This is a genomic window from Delftia sp., assembly GCF_059499305.1.
The window spans coordinates 102733-123278 of sequence record NZ_JCABYI010000020.1 but is presented as its reverse complement, the minus strand read 5'-3'; the positions used below and the strand labels follow the sequence as shown (position 1 = coordinate 123278).

The following is a 20546-nucleotide window of genomic DNA, read 5'->3' as shown; positions in this document are numbered from 1 at the left end:
GCTGCCCGCAAGGGCGCCCGCAGGCGAGGCGCCGCACCTGCAGCGCAATCCGCCTCGCGATAGCTGCGCCGCCCCCGCGGCCCCGGCGCCTGGATCAACGACACAGGCCGGCCCGCGAAGTCGGCAATCCCGTGGGAGAACCCGTGAATTCAGAAGACAGTTTTGGATTCCTGCCGCAGCGCGGCGAAATGGCGGCGCGCGTGCGCGCCCACGACTGGGAGGGCACGCCCCTGGGCTCGCCGCAGAGCTGGCCGCAAAGCCTGCGCAACGCCGCCAGCCTGATGCTGGGCTCGCGCTTTCCCATCATCATCTGGTGGGGCGATGACTTCCGGCTGATCTACAACGACGCCTACATTCCCTTCCTGGGCACCAGCAAGCACCCCAAGGCGCTGGGACAGGCCGGCGCGCAATGCTGGAGCGAGATCTGGGACGACATCGGCCCCATGCTGGAGGGCGTGCTGCGCACGGGCCAGGCCACCTGGTCCACCGATGCGCGCTACTTCTTCGACCGCGAGCTGCCGCAGGAAGAGGTCTTCGTCACCTTCACCTACGGCCCCATCCTGGCCGATGACGGCATCACCGTGCAGGGCGTGTTCTGTCCCTGCACCGACACCACCGAGAAAATCGTCAGCCGGCGGCGCCTGGAGACGCTGCACCGCCTGGGCATCCGCACGCTGGACATGCGCAGTGCCAAGGACGCGGGCGAAAAGGTCTGCGCCGTGCTGGATGAAAACCCCTACGACGTGCCCTTCGCCATCATCTACGAATGTCAGGCCGCCCCGGATGCAGGCAGCGCAGACACCGCTCCCCCGGCCTTCCAGCTACTGTGCTCCACCGGCATGGACACCGACCTGGCGGCCGACCCCGCGCCCTGGCCGCTGGCCCAGGCCGTGCAATCGGGCCAGCCGGCCAACGTGGACCTGGCGCAGCTGGGCCTGACCCTGCCTGGCGGCCCCTGGCCCGAACCCTCGCGCCTGGCGCGCATCGTGCCCGTTCGCTGGTCGGGCGACGGCCAGGCCTCGGGCGTGCTGGTGCTGGGCGTCAGCCCGCGCCGCCCGCTGGATGCGGAGTACTGCGCCTTCCTCGATATGGTGGCAAGCCACACGGGCGGCGTTGTCGCGCACGCCGTGGCCTATGAGCAGGAAGCGCGGCGCGCCCGGGCCCTGGCCGAGGTGGACCGTGCCAAGACCGTGTTCTTCTCCAACGTCAGCCACGAGCTGCGCACGCCGCTGACGCTGATCCTGGGACCGCTGGACGACGCCCTGCGCGAGCACGGCGGCCACCTGCCGCCCGATCAGGCGCAGATGGTCCACCGCAACGCGCTGCGCCTGCAAAAGCTGGTCAACGCCCTGCTGGACTTCGCGCGCATTGAGGCCGGGCGCATGCAGGCCAGCTACGAGCCCACGGACCTGGCCCGCGCCACGGCCGAGCTGGCCAGCGTGTTCCGCTCGGCCATGGAGCAGGCGGGCCTGCGGCTGCGCGTGGACTGCCCGCCACTGCAAGGGTCGGTCTACGTGGACCAGGACATGTACGAAAAGATCGTGCTCAACCTGCTGTCCAACGCCTTCAAGTTCACCTTGCAGGGCGAGATCGCCGTGGCGCTGCACGACGCGGGCCCTGCGGTGGAGCTGTCCGTCAGCGACACCGGCTCGGGGATCGCACCCCAGCACCTGCCCCATCTTTTCCAGCGCTTTCACCGCATTCCGGGCAAGCCCGCCCGCACGCACGAGGGCACGGGCATCGGCCTGGCCCTGGTGCAGGAACTGGTGCGGCTGCATGGCGGCACCATCACGGTCACCAGCACGGAGGGCGAGGGCAGCCGCTTCACCGTGCGGCTGCCCAAGGGTAGCGCGCACCTGCCGGCCGAACAGGTGAACCCCATCGCGTCACCGTCAACCCCGCCGCCGCCGGGGCACGGCGCGGGCGCCCCGGCCGCACGCCAGCTCGTGGACGAGACGCGGCAGTGGGTGCCGGGCGAATCGCCCACGCACGTCCCGCACGCCCCGCACGGCGTGCCGGCTGGGGCCGAACCGCAAGGCCCCCGGCCGCGCATCGTCTGCGCCGACGACAACGCCGACATGCGCGGCTATATCGGCCAGTTGCTGCGTCCGCTGTACGAGGTGGAGGTGGCCGGCGACGGCCGGGCCGCGCTGGACTGCATCCGGCGCCAGCGGCCCGATCTCGTGATTGCCGACGTGATGATGCCCGTGCTCGACGGCTTCGAGTTGCTGCATGCGCTGCGCAGCGACGAGGCCACGCGCTCCATCCCCGTCATCATGCTGTCCGCGCGTGCAGGCCAGGAGGCCCAGGTCGAAGGCCTGCGCGCAGGCGCGGACGACTACCTGGTCAAGCCCTTTTCGGCGCGCGAGCTGCTGGCGCGCGTCGCCTCGCTGCTGCAGCTCGAGCGCGTGCGCGAGCAGGCCCATGCCGCCCTGCGCGCCAACGAGAGAAGGCTGCGCGCCATCATCGACCAGATGCCGGCGGGCGTGGGCGTGTCCGACATGGGCGGCACCATGGTGCTCAGCAATGCGCTCATGGACCGATTCGTCCCGCGCGCCATCCCGTCCACCCTTGCCGACCGCGTGCAGCGCTGGCGCGGCTGGGACGACAAGGGCCGGCCCATACCGCCCGAGAACTGGCCCGGCAGGCGCGCGCTGCGCGGCGAGGTGGTCATACCGGGGCTGGAGATGCTGCACACCGACGACGAGGGCCGCGAATGGTGGATGCGCGTCAGCGCCGCTCCGCTGCGCGATGACGGCGGGCAGCTCGTGGGCACCTGCTCCGTCATCCAGGACATCACCGAACTCAAGCGCGCCGAGCAGCACCTCAGGGAGGCCGACCGGCGCAAGGACGAGTTCCTGGCAACCCTGGCCCACGAGCTGCGCAATCCGCTGGCACCCATCAGCCACGGCCTGCAAATCCTCAAGCGCACCGTCCATGGCGACGACAGCGCGCGCCGCAGCCAGGAGATGCTGGAGCGCCAGGTCAACCACATGGTGCGCATGGTGGACGACCTGCTGGAGGTCTCGCGCATCACCACGGGCAAGGTCCAGCTGCGCAAGGAGGTGGTGGACCTGAACAACGTGCTGCAAGGCGTGGCGGCGGCCAGCCATGCGGTCATGGAATCCGGCGGCCACCAGCTTCGGCTGGAGCTGCCCGCCGAGACCCTGCTGCTGCCGGCCGACCCCGTGCGGCTGGCGCAAATGGTCACCAACCTTCTCAACAATGCCGCCAAGTACACCGATCCCGGCGGCCACGTCGTGCTGGCGGCCTGGGCAGAGGGTGCGCAGGCCGTGATCTCCGTGCGTGACGACGGCATAGGCATCCCCGCCGCGCTGCTGGACAGGATCTTCGACATGTTCATGCAGGTGGACCGCGGCGGCCGCCGGGGCCAGGGGGGCCTGGGCATCGGCCTGACCCTGGTGCGCAGCCTGGTGGAGATGCACGGCGGCAGCGTGCAGGCGCTCAGCGAAGGTCCGGGCCAGGGCAGCGAATTGCGGCTGCGCCTGCCCTTGCCGGCCCATGCACCTGCCGATGCATCCGCCCATGCACCCGCCGATGTGCCCTCCCTGCCCGGACCGGCCGCAGGCGCGCAGTCCGGGGATGCGCCAGCCTTCGGCCGCATCCTGGTGGTCGATGACAACACGGACGCCGCCGACACCCTGTCCATGCTGCTAGGGCTGCTGGGAGCCGAGGTCGAGATCGCCCGCGACGGCCACGGCGCGCTGGCCATGCACGACGCCTTCAGGCCCGACGTCGTGCTGCTGGACATCGGCCTGCCCGGCATGGACGGCCTGGAAGTTGCGCGCCGCATCCGCGCCCGGCAGGGCCGCGACCAGGTCCTGCTGATCGCCCTCACGGGCTGGGGGCAGGAGGATGACCTGAGACGATCGCGCGAGGCCGGCATGGACCACCACCTGGTCAAGCCCGTGAGCTTCGACACGCTGGAGCGGCTGCTCAGGAGCCTGCGCACGTCTGCATGAGCACCGCCTTTGCGCGCGACAATCCCCGCTTCGCCCAGCCTGCCTGCGCTGCCTGCGCGGCTCGCGCGCCTGCTGCAGAACTCACCGAGACACATGACCGCCCTGCCCCCCATCAATGCCGAGCGCCTTTGGCGCCGTGTCCAGACCCTGTCCACCTTCACCCTGCCCGACCGGCCCTGGACCCGCCGCGCCTTCTCGCCCGAGTTCGACCAGGCCCGCGCCTGGCTGCGCGCCGAGTTCGCGGCCGCGGGCATGCAGGTGCATCTGGATGAAGGCGGCAATCTGGTCGGCCGCCTGCCGGCTGCCCAGGCCGCTGCGGGCGGCGCAGAACGCGCCCCCATCTCCACCGGCTCGCACTGCGACACCGTGATGATGGGCGGGCGCTTCGACGGCATCATCGGCGTGCTGGCCGGCATCGAGGTGGCGCACTGCCTGCATGAAAACGGCATCGCCCTGCAGCACCCGTTCGAGGTGATCGACTTCCTGTCCGAGGAGCCCAGCGACTACGGCATCTCCTGCATAGGCAGCCGCGCGCTGTCGGGCAAGCTGGACGCCACCATGCTGGCGGCACGCAACCCGCAAGGCGAAACCCTGGCCGAAGGCATGCGGCGCATCGGCGCACGGCCCGAGGCGCTGCACCGCCCGCTGCGCAGCGCCGGCGGCACGTCCGCCTTCGTGGAGCTGCACATAGAGCAGGGCCCGGTGCTGGAGCAGCGCGGCCTGCCCATTGGCGTGGTGACGAACATCGTGGGCATACGCCGCGTGGGCTTCACCGTGCACGGCCAGGCCGACCACGCAGGCACCACGCCCATGGACATCCGGCAGGACGCGCTGGTGGGCGCGGCGCGCATCATCGATGCGGCCAACCGCAAGGCCGCTGCGCTCAATGGCCAGCCCCACTATGTGGTGGCCACCGTGGGCCGGCTCTCGCTCACGCCCAATGCCTCCAATGCCGTGCCCGGCCTGGTCGAGATGATGATGGAAGTGCGCAGCGACCACGCCGGCGTGCTGGAGAGCTTCCCCGAGGAACTGCTGGCCGAAGTCCTGCCCGGCCTGGCCGCCCTGCGCGTGCGTGCCGAGATGGCCGACGTGAGCCGCTCCCAGCCCACGGACTGCGCTGGCCTGGTCATGCAGGGCGTGGAGCAGGCCTGCGACAACCTGGGCTACGCCCACATGCGCATGCCCAGCGGCGCCGGCCATGACGCCGTCTACATGGCGCCCACCGGCCCCATGGGCATGATCTTCATCCCCTGCCTCCACGGCCGCAGCCACGCGCCCGAGGAATGGATAGAGTCGTCCCAGCTGCTGGACGGCACCCGGGTTCTGTACGAGACGGTGCGCGTGCTGGACAGGCAGTTGGCGCAGGGCTGAGCGCCTGGCCTGCGGCCAGGCACCAAGGCGGCATAAAATAGCCCGCTTCCCTCTGGAGCAGGCACAAGCTGCTCCTTGGTGGAAGCCCCTGTGGCACAGATTGCGGAAATCCGCCCAAATAGCGGGTTTCCCAATGCAAGATGGCGGAACCACCCTCCCCGATCATCGACAACCCACCGCATGGGCGGCCCGGCACTGCCGGTCCGCTGCGAGAGGGTTGCACCGCCCCATCAGACCCTGGAGTTTCTTCTTTCATGTTCCGCCAACTGATCACCTGCACCGCCGTGGCCGCCGCCATGGGCCTGAGCTTTTCCGCAGCCGCCCAAGGTGCGGCTGCCGACTATCCGAACAAGCCCGTGCGCATGATCGTGCCCTTCCCGCCCGGCGGCGGCACCGACATCCTCGCGCGCGTGGTGTCCAACAAGCTCACCGAAGTCAGCAAGTGGACCGTGGTGCCCGACAACCGCGCGGGCGCAGGCGGCACCATCGGCATCACCGAGGCCGCCAAGGCAGCGCCCACGGGCTACGACATGGTCATGGGCCAGAAGGACAACGTGGTCCTGGGCCCCTACCTCTACAAGAACCTGCCCTGGAACCCGGTCAAGGACCTGGTGCCCGTGGCCCACGTGGCCTACACGCCCATCGTGATCGCCACCAGCGTGAACTCGCCCTACAAGACTCTGGCCGACATCGTGGCCGCTGCCAAGCAGCACCCGGGCAAGGTGACCTACGGCTCGCCTGGCAATGGCACCAGCATCCACCTCTCGGGCGTGCTGCTGGAGAAAGCGGCGGGCATCCAGCTGGTGCACGTGCCCTACAAGGGCTCCAATCCGGCCCTGATGGATGCGCTGGCCGGCAACGTGGACCTGCTGGTGTCCTCCGTGCCCTCGGCCATCGGCCAGATCAAGGCCGGCAAGCTGCGCGCCATCGCCGTGACCTCGGCCAAGCGCTCGTCCTCGCTGCCCGACACGCCCACGCTGGCCGAATCGGGCCTCAAGGGCTTTGACGTCAGCACCTGGTACGGCCTGTTCATGCCCAAGGGCACGCCCACGGCCATCGTGACCAAGGTCAACGCCGAAGTGAACAAGCTGCTGGCCATGCCCGAAGTGCGCGACGCCATCCAGACCCAGGGCGCCGAGCCCCAGTCCATGACCGTGGCCGACTTCGACAAGATGTTCCAGGCCGACTTCAGGCAGTCCAAGCAGATCGTCGAGTCCTCGGGCGCCAAGATCGAGTGATGCCGCGTCTCCTTGATGCAGATCAGACTGATCTGCATCAAGGGGCGATGTGACAGTCCCGTGAATACTTCTCCGGAAATCACCGAATTCCTGGAGAACGCCATGGCATTGCTGGTCTGGGTCCCCGAGCTGGACACCGGAATTGCAGAGATCGACAGGCAGCACCGCCGCATCGTCGACTACATCAACAAGCTCTACGAGCTGCGGTCCTCGCCCGACCGCGAGGCCCTGGGCGATGTCATCGGCGAGATGATCGACTACACCGTCTCTCACTTCGTGTTCGAGGAAAGCCTGATCGAGAGCGCCGGCTACATGTTCGCCGGCCCGCACAAGAAGGTGCACGAGCTGTTCACGCGCCGCGTGATCGAGATGCAGACCCGCTTCGATGCCGGCGAGGACGTGGCCGCCGAGCTGCACGGCATGCTCTCGCGCTGGCTGTTCAACCACATCCGCAACGAAGACACCGGCTACGTGGACTCGGCCAAGGCCTATCTGCGCATGGCGCGCGAGTCCAGTCCTGCCGCCGAGAAGGAAAGGCTCAAGAACGAAGTGCTGCAGGAACTGGAACTGCAGCGCAAGAAAAAGGGCTGGCTGGCACGGCTGCTCAATCGCTGATCGCCCTCTCCCCCTGCAGCGCACCAATAAAAACGGCTCCCGAGGGAGCCGTTGACGTTTCACCCGGCGAAGGGCCGAGCGGCCCGGGGATTACTCACGCACCACCAGCACCGGCACGCGCACGGCGCCCAGCACGCGCTGGGTCACGCTGCCCAGCATCAGCTTTTCCAGGCCACGGCGGCCTTGCGAGCCCATGATGATCAGGTCGGCGCCCGTGCTCTCGAGCACGCGCACGATGCCTTCGTGCACCGCATGGCCTTCGCCCACCACGGTGGTGGCGGTGATGCCGGCCTCGTCGGTGATCTTCTTGACGGCGTCCAGCGTGGTGTTGGCCTCGGCCGTGGCCGCGCTCAGGTACTGCGACTGGCCGTAGGCGAAGTCGGCGCCCACGCCCGTGAACGGATAGGGGTCCACCACGTAGACCGCCGTCAGCGTGCTGCCAAAGACCTTGGCCAGCTCCACGCCCTTGTGGACCGCCAGCATCGAGCTGTTGGAGCCGTCCACGGGAACCAGGATGTGCTTGAACATGCGTTTTCTCCTTTGTGCTTGGCCGCCCTCAGGAATCGGGGGCGGCCGGGTCGATGAACCAAAGTGTGCGCCCATCATGCGCCATCGTCTTGAGCTGCATCAATCCTTGCGGCGACGCGTCAGCTCCGAGCCCTGGAAACCCTGGCGGCGATAGGTCAGCACCAGGGTATCGCGCACACCGCCCGGCTGCTCGGGCTGTATGGGCGTGGTCTCGTGGATCATGCGGGCATCGTCCAGCAGCATCACCGACCAGGGCTCGGTCAGCGTGAAGCGCTGGCCACTGGGGCCCGTGGCCTCAAAGATGCGCGTCTCGCCGCCCTTCACGCCCTCGCGCCCGACCAGGATCACGGCCACCAGGTCCACGCCGTCGCGGTGCGCGCCTTCGGGGGTGGGCCGGCCAATGCCGTCCGTGGTGTCGATGCGGAACTGGTGGGACTCGATGAACCAGCGCTCGTGCTGCACATCATCGCCCTGGGCGCAGAACACCTGGTCGGACAGGCCCGCCAGCGCCAGCAGCAGCCGGCTCCAGGTGGCGCTTTGCGCCGTGGCATCGCGCATGGGCTCGAACATGCGCAGCATGCCGCCATGCAGGGCGTTGTACTCCACCGGCTGCCAGTGCGCGCGGTGCTCCACCTGCTGCAGCCCGTCCTGCCCCGCGATGAAGCAGGAATGGCGGCGGCGCCGGTAGCGCCCGCCGTCCTTCAGAAAGGCATCGGGCGGCAGCTGGGCCCAGTCGGCATCGAGCGCATGCAGCTCGGTCAAGGACACGCCCGCCCAGGCCGCGAATTCATCGGGGCGCAGCACCGCATAGCCTGCGTCGCGCAGCGACTGCGCTGCATTCTGGGGGGCGATATAGGGAGGGGGAAACGTGATGTGCGCCATAACCTGCCAAGCTTACTCCTCGCCCGCACCCGTCCGGGCGAGGCGGCCTGCAAATTTGCGCAATGCTGTGGCGACAGGCGCGCATCAATGCGGGCGCAGCCTCGGCGGCGCCCGGGGCCTCACGCCGGCCCTCACACCAGCGGTAACCCCACATAGTTCTCCGCCAGCGAGGTCGAGCCTGCCCGGGAGTTGACGATGTAGTCCAGTTCCGCCTCCTGCACCTTGGTGTCGAAGCCGCCCGCGTCGGGGAAGCGGTGCATGAGCGAGGTCATCCACCACGAAAAACGCTCGGCCTTCCAGACGCGGCGCAGGCATTGCTCGGAGTAGCCGTCGATGCCTTCGGGCGCCTTGTCGCGGTAGTACTGCGCGAAGGCGCTGGACAGGTAGCCCACGTCCGAGGCGGCCAGGTTCAGGCCCTTGGCGCCCGTGGGCGGCACGATGTGGGCCGCGTCGCCGGCCAGGAACAGGCGGCCGAAGCGCATGGGCTCGGTCACGAAGCTGCGCAGCGGGGCAATGCTCTTTTCCAGCGAGGGGCCGGTGACCAGGCGCTCGCGTGCCTCGGGGTCCAGGCGCAGGCGCAGTTCGTTCCAGAAGGCTTCATCGCTCCAGTCCTCGACCTTTTCGGTCAGCGGCACCTGCAGGTAGTAGCGGCTGCGCGTGGCGCTGCGCTGGCTGCACAGTGCAAAGCCGCGCTCGGTCTGGGCGTAGATCAGTTCGTGCGAGACGGGCGGCGTGTCCGACAGCAGGCCCAGCCAGCCGAAGGGGTAGACCTTCTCGAAGGTGCGCACCTTGTCCTGGGGCACGCTGGCGCGGCAGATGCCGTGAAAGCCGTCGCAGCCGGCGATGAAGTCGCATTGCAGCTCATGGACCTGGCCGTCCTTCTCATAGCGCACGACGGGGCTGTCGCCATCGAAGCCCACGGGCTGCACGTTGGCGGCCTCGTAGACCGTGGTCAGGCCCTCGGCGGCGCGCACTTCCATCAGGTCGCGCGTGACCTCGGTCTGGCCGTAGACCATGACGCGCTTGCCGCCGGTCAGGCCATGCAGGTCGATGCGGTGGCGCTGGCCGCCGAACAGCAGCTCGATGCCGTCGTGCGGCAGGCCTTCTGCGCGCATGCGGGCATCGGCGCCGGCCTGCTCCAGCAGGTCCACCGTGACCTGTTCCAGCACGCCGGCGCGGATGCGGCCCAGCACGTAGTCGGCGCTGCGCTGCTCGATGATGACGTTGTCTATGCCCGCGCGGTACAGCAGCTGGCCGAGAAGCAGGCCGGCAGGGCCTGCGCCGATGATGGCGACTTGGGTACGCATTGATCTGTCTCCGTTGCGTTGTTCGATGTCATGGCCGGTTCATGCCATGGCCTGGTCCCAAGACTAGTTTTGAGGCAGCGCAAAGACGAGGGGCTGACACATGAGTTGCGCGGTGATCGCGCAATCTGCGCGACAATCGCGCACTACCTGCATGCCCGCCCTCCCCGCCCATGAACCAGCCCTTTCCCATCGACCCCGATGACTTCATCGCCGGACTGGCCAAGGGCCTGGCCGTGCTGGAGAGCTTCGACACCGAGCGCCAGCGCCTGAACGCCACCATGGCGGCCGAGCGCTCGGGCATCACGCGCACGGCCGCGCGCCGCCATCTGCTGACGCTGGCGCACCTGGGTTACCTGGAGACGGACGGCAGCCATTTCTGGCTGGCGCCCAAGGTGCTGCGGCTGTCGGGCAGCTACCTTGCCTCGGCGCGGCTGCCGCGCATCGTCCAGCCCGTGCTCTACCGGCTGGCGGCGCAGACCCAGCTGTCGTTTTCCTGCGTGGTGCGCGATGGCCACGAGGTGGTCATCGTCGCGCGCAGCGCCCTGCACGAGCGCGGCCAGCGCCTCATGGCCCACGGCCTGCACCTGGGCAGCCGCCTGCCCGCCCACGCCACCTCCACGGGCCGCGTGCTGCTGGCCGCCCTGCCTGCGGCCGAGCTCAGGCAATGGCTGGCCTCGCACGACCTGCGGCGCCTGACCGCCCACACGGTCACCGACAGCGCAGCGCTCGAAGGCGTGCTGGACGAAGTACGCCGACAGGACTTCTGCCTGGCCCTGGAAGAGCATGAGCTGGCCGTGCAGGCCCTGGCCGTGCCGCTGCGCAACATGGAGGGCCGCACGGTGGCCGCGCTCAACATCGTGACCTCGCCCCAGCGCATGGCGCCGGCCGACATGGTGGCCGAGCTGCTGCCGCTGCTGCAGGAGGCGGCGCGGGAGCTGCGGCCGTTGCTCTGAGGCCTGGCTGAACTGCCGCCGTCGCTGCAACCGCTCAGAGCGGCGCGCACACCAGCCGGCTCAGTTCGCGCAGGGCCAGAGAAGTCTTGCGGATCAGCGGCGTGGCCTTTTTCTTGGCCGACTGCGCCAGGCACAGCGTGCTCACCACATGGGGCGATTCGATGGGAATGCCCACCAGCTCGGCATCGGTCAGGTGGCTGCGCATGGCGCTGTCGGTCAACGCGGCGTAGCCGTAGCCGCCGCGCACCAGGTCCAGGATGGCCGGCACGCTGGACACTTCCCAGACCACGTTGAGCTTGACCTGGGACAGCGTGGCCTGGGCCTCCATCAACTTGCGGAAGATCTGGCCGTGCTGCGGCATGATCAACGGAAACTGCGACAGCTCGTCAAAGCGCACGCTGCTGCGCCCGCCCAGCGTGCGCGCCGGGCCGATCAGGCACAGGCGCTCTTCCAGCACGGGCGTGACCTCGATGTGCGGATGCGGCTCGGGCGTATAGACCAGGCCCAGGTCCATGCGGCCCGAGGTCAGCCATTCGGCGATGTTCATGGAAAAGCCCTCGACCACGGCCAGCCGGGCCTTGGGCATGTCCTTGCTGAACAGGTCGATCAGCGGCAGCGTCAGGCGCCGCGCCAGGCTGGGCGGCAGGCCCACCACGATGCGGCCCACGGGCTCGTCGCGCTGGCTGCCCAGATCCTCCTTGGCCAGCGCCACGCGCTGCATGATGGCGTGGCCGTGCTCCAGCAGGCGGCGGCCCGCGTCGGTCAACGTCACGCCGCGGCCGGTGCGAATCAGCAGGGTTTCGCGCAGCTCGGTCTCCAGCGCCCGCACCTGGCGGCTCAGTGCGGGCTGGGCCGTCTCCAGCAGCACGGCCGCCTTGCTGAAGCTGCCGGTCTCGGCCACATGCACGAACGTCTCTATCTGCTGCAAATTCATGTTCTCTCGCCTCCTCACTTATGCCATTTTGCTATAGCTGCTAGCGCCAGCCACGGCTAGGTGCTTTGCAACGAACTGACACAATGCGGCGACTGGATGATCCAGCCGCTCCCGCAAGAGAGCGTAAAAACAAGAGCAGCCTGTGCCTTGCCGGCATAGGACCAAGCCCCCCAGCAAGCCCAACAGCGACTCGGAGACAAACCATGAAAGACAGCGCCTTCCGCATCAATCGCCGCCAGGCGGGCCTCGCCCTTGGCGCCCTGGCCATGGGCGCCCTGGCACCCGCGCGTGCCCAGTCGGGTGCCGCCGCCAACTGGCCCACCAAGCAGGTGCGCATCATCAACCCCTTCCCCGTGGGAGGCGGGCCGGACGGCACCTCGCGCCTGGTGGCCGACAAGCTGGCGCGCCTGTGGAACCAGCCCGTCATCGTGGAAAACCGCCCGGGGGGCAACGGCTTCATCGCCATCGAGGCCTTCAAGCGCGGCGCCACCGACGGCACGGACATCATCCAGCTGGACAACGTCCACCTGGCCGCCTATCCCCACCTGTTCAAGAAACTGCCCTACAGCATCGACAAGGACTTCGAAGTCGTCCTGCCGCTGTTTCGCACCTTCTTCTTCGTCTGCGTGCCGGTCAACAGCCCCTACAAGACCGTGGCCGACCTGATTGCCGACGCCAAGGCGCGCCCCGGCAAGCTCAACTACGGCTCGTGGTCCGTGGGCAACCCGGTGCACCTGGGCTCGGCCCTGCTGGAGTCGCTGACGGGCACCAAGATGGAACACGTCATCTACAAGGAAACCAGCCAGCTGTACACCAGCGTGGCCACGGGCGAGCTGGCCTTTGCGCTGGGCTCCTCGGGCACGGCCGGCCCGCTGATGCGCTCGGGCAAGCTGCGCTTTCTGGCCGTGCTGGCGCCCCACCGCCTCAAGGGCTATGAAGACGTGCCCACCGTGGCCGAGTCCGGCGGCCCGGCCGATGCAGTGGTCACCGGCTGGAATGCCTTTGCCGTCTCCAAGTCCACGCCGCCGGCCGTGGTCGAGAAGATCCGCCAGGACACCATGAAGGCCCTGCGCGAGCCCGACATCCAGCCCAAGTTCCAGACCTTCGGCTACGAGAACTACTTCCCCACGAACGAAGAGTTCAAGGCCTTCATCGTCGAAGAGAACAAGCGCTTTGGCGACGTGATCCGCCGCGCCAAGATCGAGCTGTAAGCCACAGGCCACAGCAGGCCGCAGACGCAAAAAAGCCGCCGCGCCGCAAGGCCGGCGGCTTCTTTCATGCCGTCTTCAGCGCGACATCCCGCGCGCCGCAATCGGCCACAGCGCGTGCACCGTGCCGCCCTGCAGCAGCACCAGCTCGTCGTGCAGGTTGAATGTCGGGTCCACGTGCGAGGGCAGCAGCTGCAGCACGCTGCCCAGGGCGGGCGCCTGGGCGCCAGGCTCCACGCATACCACGCTGTGCTCGTCATTGATGGCCACGCAGCGCAGGCCCGGCGTGCCGTAGACGGCGGGCGGGCCGCATTCGGCCGAGGTGGATTTCAGGCCCGCATCGAGGATGACGCGGTCCGGCGCGGGCGTGCTCATCACCGTGGACAGCAGGAACAGGCTGCGGCGAAAGGCCAGCGCCCCGCCCCATTCGTTGGCGCCGTAGTCGCCATCCATGAAGGCATAGGAGCCCGGCTGCAGCTCGGTGTAGACGCCGCTGGCCGCATCGAACTCCACGCTGCCCGTGCCGCCGCCCGTGATGGTGTGGCAGGCCAGGCCGTTGTCGCGCAGCAGCTGCGCGCAGGCCGCCGCCCGGCTCGCAGCCTCCTGGCAGGCCTGCGCACGCTCTTCGCGGCTGCGCCGGTGCTGCGCCGCGCCGTGGTAGGCCTGCAGGCCCGCGAAATTCAGGCCCGGCAGGTCACGCGCCTGCCGCGCCAGGGCCAGCACGGCCTCGGGGCCCGTGACGCCGCAGCGGCCCTGGCCCACGTCCACCTCGACCAGCACGTCGATCTCCACGCCCGCCTGCGACATGGCCTCGGACAGCTGCACCAGGTTGGCCGCGTTGTCCACGCACACGGCCATGCGCGCCGTGCGCGCCAGCCGGGCCAGCAGCGCGTGCTTGGCGGGTCCCACCACCTCGTTGCTGATCAGGATGTCGCGCACGCCGGCCGCCACAAAGGGCACGGCCTCGCTCACCTTCTGGCAGCAGATGCCACGCGCGCCCAGCGCCAGCTGGCGCAGCGCGATCTGGGGGCACTTGTGCGCCTTGGCATGCGGGCGCAGCGCCACGCCATGGCGGTCGGCCCAGTCCTGCATGGCGCGCAGGTTGGCATCGAAGGCCGTCAGGTCCAGCGCCAGGCTGGGTGTGTCGATGCGATCGAGCGGATCGCCGGGCCGTGCGGCAGGCTCCATTGCCAGGCCGCTGGCGTCATCGTGCAAGGGCATGGTGCTGTGCCTCATTCCTGCGGGGGCGCGTACTGGGCGATGACCTCGGCCTCGGTCATGGTCGGCGTCTGGTTGGCGAAGTCGTAGTAGCCGGGCTTTCTGTCGATGTAGATCTGCGTGGCCAGCTCGAAGTCCTGCGACTCGAAGGCGCCGGCCGGCACAAAGTACTCGCCCGTGGCGTGCAGCCGGTAGTACAGGTGCGTGCCGCATTGCCTGCAGAAGGCGCGCTCGGCCCATTCGGAGGAGGCATAGGTGCCTATGTGCTCGCCGCCCTCGAACTTCACATCGGGCCCGCAATGCACCGCCAGCAAGGGGCCACCGCCCCAGCGCCGGCAGTACCCACAGTGGCAGGCCCCGATTTCCCGGGCCTGGGGAGAGACAAAGCTGACAGCGCCGCAAAGACAGTGACCGTTCATGGTGCATGGACCTTTCCGTGGGTTGCGAGTACCTGGGATTATTCACAGGTGTCGCGCATCATAGGGGATGGCGGGCCGCCTGCAAATCGCCGCGCCCTACACTGCGCGCCATGCGACTTTTTCATTTCAGCGAAGACGGGGACATCCGGCAGTTCCAACCCCGCCCGGTCCTGAAGGCGGCCCCCCGCCGCCAGGGACAGGAGTGGCTCAACGGCCCCCTGGTGTGGGCCATCGCACAGACGCATCAGCGGCTGTACCTGTTTCCGCGCGAATGCCCGCGCATCGTCATATGGCCGCACGAGCACAGCACCAGCGAAGACAGGGCCCAATGGCTGAACGCCCTGCCCGATGGAGCGCTGGCCGTGGCCTATGTGGAGACCGCCTGGGCCGCGCGCCTGCAAGCGGCCCGGATACACCGGTACGAGCTGCCGGCCGATACGTTTGAAAGCCTGGAGGACGCCGGCATGTACGTGAGCCGGCAGACCGTGCAGCCCCTGCGCCGGGACCTGCTGGTCGATCTGCCGCAAGCAATAGCGGAATGCGGCACCGAGCTGCGCATCGTCGATTCCCTGCAGCCGCTGCGCGGCGTCTGGGACAGCTCGCTGCATGCCAGCGGCATACGGCTGCGCAATGCGGCCAGCTGGGCCTGAGCGCCGGACGCCACGGCGACGGCAACCATGGGCAAGCACGTAGGCAAAAACAGGCAATTGCATTCGGACGTACGCTATAGTAACGAACGGTATCAAAAGCACGGTCTGCCGTATGACAAATGGACGACTGGATACCCTCCAGGAGGATACCCAACCGAGGCTGAAATGCACGATGCCATCACCAACCCCACGCAAGCTGCGGTGACCCCGGTGGCGCCAGCCCCCCTGGAAATACCCGATTACGAACTGCTGGAAACCTTGGGATCAGGTGGCTACGGCACCGTCTACCGTGCGCGACACCGGCGCACGGGTGCATCGGTGGCCATCAAGGTCGTCAGGCTGCAGGAAGGCGGCCGCCAGGTGGAGCGCTTCCACCGCGAGACCATGCTGTGCGCGTCCCTGCACCATCCGCACATCGTCCAGTTGCTGGACAAGGGCGAGCAAGGCGACTGCGTCTACGGCGTCTTCGAATATGTGCCCGGCGAGACCCTCAAGAGCCTGATCCGCCGCCAGGGCGTGCTGACTGCCGCCGAGGCTGGCCGCCTCATGGCCGAGGTGCTCGATGCGCTGGACTGCGCGCATGCCGCCGGCATCGTGCACCGCGACCTCAAGCCCGACAACGTGATGGTCACCTCCACGGGCGCGGTGCGCCACGCCATGGTGCTGGACTTCGGCATCGGCACCGTCATTCCACAGTTTGCCGGCCCGCAGGTCTCGCAGCTCACCATGGGCGACGAATGCCTTGGCACGCCGGCCTACAGCGCCCCCGAGCAGCTGCGCGGCGAGCCGCCCAGCGCCCGCACCGACCTGTATGCCTGGGGGCTGATGTTCCTCGAATGCCTGACGGGCACGCCCGCCGTGCAGGGCGCCTCGGTGGCCGAGATCGTGCACCGCCAGCTCAGCCCGCAGGAAGTGCAGCTGCCGCCGGCCATCTCCACCCACCCCATCGCCGCCCTGCTGCGCAAGGCGCTCAAGAAGAGGCCTGCGGAGCGCAGCGACTCGGCGGCGGCCCTGCTCAGGGACCTCATGCGCGTGCGGCTGGACGATCTGGTGGGCCAGTTGCCCGCCGCCGCCCAGGTGCAGCAGGCGGACCTCACCCGCACCGTGGCCACCACGCGCGTTTTCTCGGAAGTGCGGCAGCTGACCGTGCTGTGCTGCAGCGTGTCGCTGTGGCCCGGCAGCGATGCCGACGCCATGGACAGCGCGGCAGGCACCGCAGGCCAGCCCTCGCAGGGGCTGAACATCGAGGACATCGAACTGCTGCAGCGCGAGGAACTCACGCTGTTCTCCGACGTTGCCACCCGGCGCGGCGGCATGCTGGCGGGCACGCTGGGCGACCGCATGCTGGTGCTCTTCGGCTACCCGCACACCAGCGACACCGATGCCCGCCAGGCCGGCATGACGGCGCAGGAGCTGCTGACGCTCAGCCGCAGCCGCGCGGCTGCCATCGAGCAGGTCCACGGACTGCACCTCGGAATCCGCATGGGCCTGCACACCGGCATGGCCGTGGTGGTCGGCGGCGAAGCACCCTCGGGCCATGCCGTCAACGTGGCCATGCGGCTGGAGGCCATCGCCGATGCGGGCACCCTGCTGGCCAGCGAAAGCAGCCACCGCCTGCTGGCGCGTCATGCGCGCTTCGAGAAGGCCGGCAGCCTGCGCCTGCCCGGCCAGCCTGCGGGCATGCAGACCTATCGCCTGGAGCTGGAGCAGCCAGCCGAGCTACTGCAGGGACCTGTGTCCGATGCAGCCTTGCAGTGCATAGGCCGCGAACCCGAACTGCAGCGCCTGCACGACGCGTGGGCGCGGGCCCGCGAAGCCGGGGGCAATGCGCTGTGGATTCGCGGCGAGCCGGGCATCGGCAAATCCTGCCTGGCCGACATGCTGCTCGTCCACGCCAGGACACAGGGCGCGAACACCGTGGTGCTGCAATGCCAGCCCGAGCACCGCAACACCGCGCTGACCCCTTTCCTGGGCCTGATACGGCAGCGGCTGGAGGCGGCAGATCCCCCGCAGGACCACCGCGAGCAGATGCGCGAAGCCCTGCGCGCCGCAGGCTGCGATGCCGAGGCCGCCCTGCCCATTCTGTGCGCCTGGCTCTCGCTGCCCCTGGGCGACTGCGAGCCCAGCCGCATCTCGGCCGTCATGCAAAGGGCGCTGCTGCTGCAGTCCACCGCGCAATGGCTGCTGCACATGTCCGAAGCCGAGCCCTTGCTGCTGGTCGTCGAAGACGTGCACTGGGCCGATCCCACCAGCATCGAACTGCTGGAGCAACTGGTAGCGCGCCTGCCCGGGCGGCGCGTGCTGCTGGTGCTCACGGCGCGTCCGCAGTGGCAACCGCCCGAAGGCCTGCAGGCCGACTGCGTGGACGTGCGGCGCCTGGAAGACGCCCAGGCCACCGAACTGGCCCGCCAGACGCTGGCACCGCGCCGGCTCAGCCCTGCCGTGATCCGCCACGTGGTGGAACGCACGGACGGCGTGCCGCTGTTCATCCAGGAAATGGCGCGCATGCTGCTGGATGCCCACCTGGTGGAGGAAGACGGCGTCTGGGACTTTCGCCATGCCGGACTGCCGGCCGCCATTCCGCTCACGCTGCGCGACTCGCTGGTCAGCCGCTTTGACCGCATCGGCCCGCTCAAGCCCCTGCTGCAGCTGGCCGCCACCATGGGCCGGCACTTCGACTTCGACCTGCTGTGCGCCTGCGTGGAACGCCCGCAGGGCGAAGTCGGGCAGGAACTGGCCGCCCTGGGCCAGGCCGGCCTGGTGATTGCCGACGAACGCGCGGGCCCGGGCGCCTACATGTTCCGCCACGCGCTGATCCGCGACACGGCCTACGAATGCATGCTGGTATCGCAGCGCCGGCTGCTGCACCGCGACGTGGCCCTGGCCCTGATGCAGCACCAGCCGCAGCGCGTTGCGGCGGAACCCGCAGGCGTGGCCCAGCACTGGGCGGACGCCGGAGACCACGCCCAGGCCGTGGCGCTTGCGGTGCGGCAGTTGCGCATCACGCAGCTGCGCTCGCTCAACGATGAAACCATTGCCTACGCGCGCCACATCGACGACTGGCTGCAACAGCTCCAGGGCGTGGCCCAGCGCGAGGCGCGGCTGGACGTCAACAGCTACGTGACCCAGGCGCTGATGAACAAGCACGGCTGGGCCCATGCCCAGGTGGTGGAAAGCATCGCGCTGTCGCAGGAGCTGCTGGCCGGCCCGGGCGCCAACGCCGTGGCCGACTACAAGCAGGTGCAGCACCTGTGGATGCTGATCACCTACCACCACGTGGCCAGCAACCGCGAGGAAGTGCGCCAGCTCAGCCACCGGCTGCTGGAGCAGGCCGTGCGCCAGCAGGACACGGGCGTGCTGGTGGCCGCCCAGACCTACCTGGGACTGGCCCACTACTCCGACGGCCGATTCGAGCAGGCCGAAGAAGCGCTGACCGACGCCATCACCCGCTACGACCCCGTGGCCCATGCCCATCATGCGGCCGAGTTCGGCTTCGACACCCGTGTCTGGGCCACCTGCGGGCGCGCCCTGGTGCGCTGGTTCGCCGGCTTCGACCAGGCCGCGCTGGCCGATGCGGCCGACGCCGTGCGCCTGGCGCACGAGGTCTCGCACATTCCCTCGCTGAGCATGGCCCTGCTCTACCAGGGCCTGGTCCACCAGGCGCGCGGCGACCGGGCCAGCGCGCTGGCCACCACGGGCGAGCTGCTGGACATCACGGCCCGCTACGGCCTGCCAGCGTTCTCGGGCTATGCGGACATCATCCGCTGCTGGGCCCTGGGCGAGGGCACGGCAAGCGAAGACAGCGAAGGCATAGCGCGCGCCAGCGCAACGGCGCAGGTGCTCTGGGACATGGGCTGCCGCTACTGCCAGACCTACTACCGCTCCTTCGTCGCCGAAATGCTGGCGGCCAGTGGGCGCTGGACCGAGGCCCTGGACAAGATCGACGAATGCCTGCGCCTGGCCGACGTGCTGGACGAACGGCTGCACAGCAGCGAGCTGCACCTGAAGAAGGCCCGCTTCCTGCTGGCCATGGGCGCCGACCACGCGGCCGTGCAGGACAGCCTGGCCCAGGCGGCCGGGACTGCGCGCACTGCCGGCAAGTACCGCACCGAAACCGAGGCACTGGCCCTGTCGCAGGCCCTGGCACCCGCCAGGCCGGACGTGGCCGCGCGCCTGAGTGAGCTGGCCGCGCTGCGGCCTGAACTGTCCGTGCACCTGTCCGGGCCCCTGCCCGGCCAGGCGCATTTTTCTTGAACCGAGGATGAAGTCACATGACCACCCAGCTGCAGAATACTGAACCGTTGCTCGCATTCCGCCTTGCCTACCTGCGAGCCATCGCCCGCTCCTGGCAGGATGACGCCTACCGCCGTGACCTGCTGGGGCAGCGCGACATCCAGCCCATGCTGCACCGCGACTTCAACCTGCCGACCCAGTGGCCCCAGGTCGATGTGTCGCTGCGCCTGAGCGACGACCCCACCCAGCGCGCCGAATGGAAGCCCGTGCTGACGGCCGGCTGGATCGGTCCCGACGATGAATTCGTCATCGTCCTGCCCCAGGCGCCCCAGACCCATGCCTCCGAGGCCCTGGCCGCCTACTACCAGCTGTTCCCCAACTTCATGGGCGTGAGCACCTCGTTCGAGGAACCGAACAACGGCATGCTCAGGGCTGCCCTGCCCACGGGCCTGGGCATCCCCGGCGGCGGCCCCGACTCGCTGCTGGCCTTCGGCGGCGTGGTGCTGCGCGCCATCGCCCTGGCCTGGCAGTCGCCCGAGTTCCACGCGGAGCTGACGCGCGACGACGGCAAGGACAAGGCCCCCGTGCTGAGCCAATGGCTGGGCTACAACAACCCGTTCAACTTCCAGGTCCGCTTCGAGACCGAACAGGCCTTCACCTGGGACGCCGCGCGCGGCGAGTGGAACCTGCAGCGCGCAGACGGCACGGCCATCAAGAACGGCATCGTGCTGAACTACCCGGTGGCACCCGCCGAGCAGGACCTGTGGGCCATCGCCCTCACCTCCTACAACAACACCGGTGACGCCTATCCCTTCACCTGCTGATACGGCACCGGCGCAGCTGCAAGGGGCCACGGCCACCTTGCTGCTGACGCTGGCGGCACGTGCCCGCGCTGCAGGTCGTGGGGGGGCCCCCGGGCGGCCCCGCCAGCCGCCCGATGGGGACCCCCCCCCCGGCCCCCCCGCCCCGGCGCCGCCCCCCCCCCCCCCCCCCCCCCCCCCCCCCCC

15 protein-coding genes are annotated in these 20546 nt (G+C 69.1%); 9 read left to right on the top strand and 6 right to left on the bottom strand.

Annotation, left to right across the window (positions count from 1 at the left end):
• The first annotated feature begins 143 nt into the window (after positions 1–143).
• The 4 genes from AC5I49_RS11345 (at position 144) to AC5I49_RS11330 (ending at position 7207) form a co-directional block, all read left to right on the top strand.
• Entirely contained in the window at positions 144–3983 is a 3840-nt protein-coding gene (locus AC5I49_RS11345; RefSeq protein ID WP_495789325.1) for an ATP-binding protein, read from the top strand.
• 93 nt (positions 3984–4076) lie between these two features.
• Positions 4077–5354, top strand: a complete 1278-nt coding sequence (gene ertE / locus AC5I49_RS11340) for an N-carbamyl-l-glutamate amidohydrolase ErtE (protein WP_495789324.1) — start codon at positions 4077–4079, stop codon at positions 5352–5354.
• Between the two features lie 254 nt (positions 5355–5608).
• Complete coding sequence (locus AC5I49_RS11335) at positions 5609–6592, top strand: Bug family tripartite tricarboxylate transporter substrate binding protein (RefSeq protein ID WP_034366137.1); 984 nt, start codon at positions 5609–5611, stop codon at positions 6590–6592.
• Positions 6593–6652: 60 nt separating this feature from the next.
• On the top strand, positions 6653–7207 hold the full coding sequence (locus AC5I49_RS11330) for a bacteriohemerythrin (RefSeq protein WP_227468561.1): 555 nt from the start codon (positions 6653–6655) through the stop codon (positions 7205–7207).
• A 90-nt stretch (positions 7208–7297) separates the two neighbouring features.
• Here AC5I49_RS11330 and AC5I49_RS11325 read toward each other — a convergent pair whose 3' ends face one another.
• From AC5I49_RS11325 to pobA, 3 genes are all read right to left on the bottom strand, one after another.
• Positions 7298–7735, bottom strand: a complete 438-nt coding sequence (locus AC5I49_RS11325) for a universal stress protein (RefSeq protein WP_016446360.1) — start codon at positions 7733–7735, stop codon at positions 7298–7300.
• A 99-nt stretch (positions 7736–7834) separates the two neighbouring features.
• A complete protein-coding gene (locus tag AC5I49_RS11320) occupies positions 7835–8617 on the bottom strand; it encodes a 2OG-Fe dioxygenase family protein (protein ID WP_016451485.1) in 783 nt (260 codons plus the stop codon).
• 131 nt (positions 8618–8748) lie between these two features.
• Entirely contained in the window at positions 8749–9924 is a 1176-nt protein-coding gene (pobA, locus tag AC5I49_RS11315) for a 4-hydroxybenzoate 3-monooxygenase (protein WP_016446365.1), read from the bottom strand.
• Between the two features lie 170 nt (positions 9925–10094).
• On the opposite strand from pobA, the gene AC5I49_RS11310 reads away from it, so the two are divergent.
• Positions 10095–10877 carry an IclR family transcriptional regulator domain-containing protein gene (locus AC5I49_RS11310; RefSeq protein ID WP_016446366.1) on the top strand — a complete coding sequence of 261 codons (783 nt, stop codon included), beginning with the start codon at positions 10095–10097 and terminating at the stop codon, positions 10875–10877.
• Positions 10878–10911: 34 nt separating this feature from the next.
• Here the strand turns inward: AC5I49_RS11310 and AC5I49_RS11305 are convergent, their stop codons facing one another.
• The gene (locus tag AC5I49_RS11305; protein WP_046985988.1) at positions 10912–11811 is read right to left on the bottom strand and encodes a LysR family transcriptional regulator; all 900 of its coding nucleotides are present in this window, start codon (positions 11809–11811) and stop codon (positions 10912–10914) included.
• Positions 11812–12014: 203 nt separating this feature from the next.
• On the opposite strand from AC5I49_RS11305, the gene AC5I49_RS11300 reads away from it, so the two are divergent.
• Positions 12015–13022: a Bug family tripartite tricarboxylate transporter substrate binding protein gene (locus AC5I49_RS11300; RefSeq protein WP_267179130.1), complete on the top strand. Its 1008-nt coding sequence runs from the start codon at positions 12015–12017 to the stop codon at positions 13020–13022.
• A 75-nt stretch (positions 13023–13097) separates the two neighbouring features.
• Here AC5I49_RS11300 and AC5I49_RS11295 read toward each other — a convergent pair whose 3' ends face one another.
• The gene (locus AC5I49_RS11295; protein ID WP_461608123.1) at positions 13098–14240 is read right to left on the bottom strand and encodes a DSD1 family PLP-dependent enzyme; all 1143 of its coding nucleotides are present in this window, start codon (positions 14238–14240) and stop codon (positions 13098–13100) included.
• 11 nt (positions 14241–14251) lie between these two features.
• A complete protein-coding gene (locus AC5I49_RS11290; protein WP_495789323.1) occupies positions 14252–14656 on the bottom strand; it encodes a GFA family protein in 405 nt (134 codons plus the stop codon).
• 110 nt (positions 14657–14766) lie between these two features.
• On the opposite strand from AC5I49_RS11290, the gene AC5I49_RS11285 reads away from it, so the two are divergent.
• The 3 genes from AC5I49_RS11285 to AC5I49_RS11275 all read left to right on the top strand — a co-directional run bounded on the left by AC5I49_RS11285 (position 14767) and on the right by AC5I49_RS11275 (position 20363).
• Positions 14767–15306 carry a DUF6886 family protein gene (locus AC5I49_RS11285; RefSeq protein ID WP_043792927.1) on the top strand — a complete coding sequence of 180 codons (540 nt, stop codon included), beginning with the start codon at positions 14767–14769 and terminating at the stop codon, positions 15304–15306.
• 165 nt (positions 15307–15471) lie between these two features.
• Positions 15472–19560 carry a TOMM system kinase/cyclase fusion protein gene (locus tag AC5I49_RS11280; protein ID WP_495789322.1) on the top strand — a complete coding sequence of 1363 codons (4089 nt, stop codon included), beginning with the start codon at positions 15472–15474 and terminating at the stop codon, positions 19558–19560.
• 17 nt (positions 19561–19577) lie between these two features.
• Positions 19578–20363 (top strand): BMA_0021/BMA_0022 family TOMM bacteriocin, encoded by a 786-nt coding sequence (locus AC5I49_RS11275; protein ID WP_016446373.1) that lies wholly within the window; start codon positions 19578–19580, stop codon positions 20361–20363.
• Positions 20364–20546 lie beyond the last annotated feature (183 nt).